Origin of the sequence: Actinoplanes sp. NPDC048791, from assembly GCF_040650095.1 — a bacterium.
Lineage (GTDB): Bacteria > Actinomycetota > Actinomycetes > Mycobacteriales > Micromonosporaceae > Actinoplanes.
In genome coordinates this window covers 1-1,109 of record NZ_JBEZGQ010001708.1, presented here as the reverse complement: position 1 = coordinate 1,109, position 1,109 = coordinate 1, and the positions used below count along the sequence as shown (strand labels likewise).

Sequence of the window (1,109 nt, the reverse complement as noted above, 5' to 3'; positions counted from 1 at the left end):
TCCGCTCGCGGCGAGGAAGCCGGCCAGCTCACGCGGCCGGTCGGTGGGAGCCTCCCGGTACGCCCGGAGCACCGCGTCCACTGCGGGGCGGACCCAGCGTGCTCGCCGCCCGAAGACCACCCAGGCCGCCCGGAGCATCGCCACCCGCCGCCACGTCGTGGTCAGCAGAGCATCGGCCAGCGCCGTCGCGTCCCGCCCGACCGTGGTGGCAGCGTGCCCCGACGATGCCCGGTCGTGCCTGCGTCTAGCTGCGCGAAGCGCAGAGGCACGCCGGCGATGCGCTGCGGTGGTCAATCCTGCGCCCTCGGGGTTACCCCGAAGAAACCCTCGACGCGCCGCGGGCGGCGCGCGACGGTCAGCTCGGGACACGCTGCCATCACGGCAGCATAGAACCCGGCCGCCAGGCCGTCAGCTGATGCTGAAGCGGGCGCTGAGCAGGCTCTCCGGGCGCGAGCTGGGTCCCACCAGCAGGTCGAAGTCGCCGGGCTCGACGACCCGGCGGGCGTCCGCGGTGACCAGTGAACAGCCGGCCGCGGCCAGCTCGATGCCGACCGTGACGCTCTCGCCCGCGGGCACCAGCACCTGCCGGTACGCCTTCAGCTCCCGCGCCGCCCAGGTGACACTGGTGACGAGGTCGCTGATGTAGGCCTGCACGGTCTCCAGCGCCGGCCGGGTGCCCGTGTTGGTGAGCCGGACACTCGCCCGGACCGTGCCGTCGGCGCTCACCTGCGGCTGGGCGATGGTCAGGTCGGCGTACTCGATGGTGGTGTAGCTCAGGCCCTCGCCGAAGGCGAACAGCGGGTCCTGGGTCAGGTCCGCGTAGCGGGTGCCGTGCTGCCCGCGGATCTGGTTGTAGTAGACCGGCTGCTGGCCCACGTGCCGGGCGGCCGACAGCGGCATCCGCCCGCTCGGCTCGAACAGCCCGAACAGCAGCTCGGCCAGCGCCCGGCCGCCGCGCATGCCCGGGTTGAACGCCTGCACGATCGCGGCCGAGGCCAGCGCGGACGGCGGCAGCGCGGCCGGCTTGGAGTTCAGCAGCACCAGCACCACCGGGGTGTCGAGCTCGGCGAGCGCGTCCAGCAGCGCGATCTGGCCGCCCTGGAGCTCCA

The 1,109-nt window shown here is 73.9% G+C and carries 1 protein-coding gene; it reads right to left on the bottom strand.

Annotated elements, in window-relative coordinates; all coding sequences use genetic code 11:
• Positions 1-408: 408 nt before the first annotated feature.
• A partial coding sequence (locus AB0C29_RS49805; protein ID WP_360835578.1) for a glycoside hydrolase family 3 C-terminal domain-containing protein occupies positions 409-1,109 on the bottom strand: 701 nt, incomplete at its 5' end.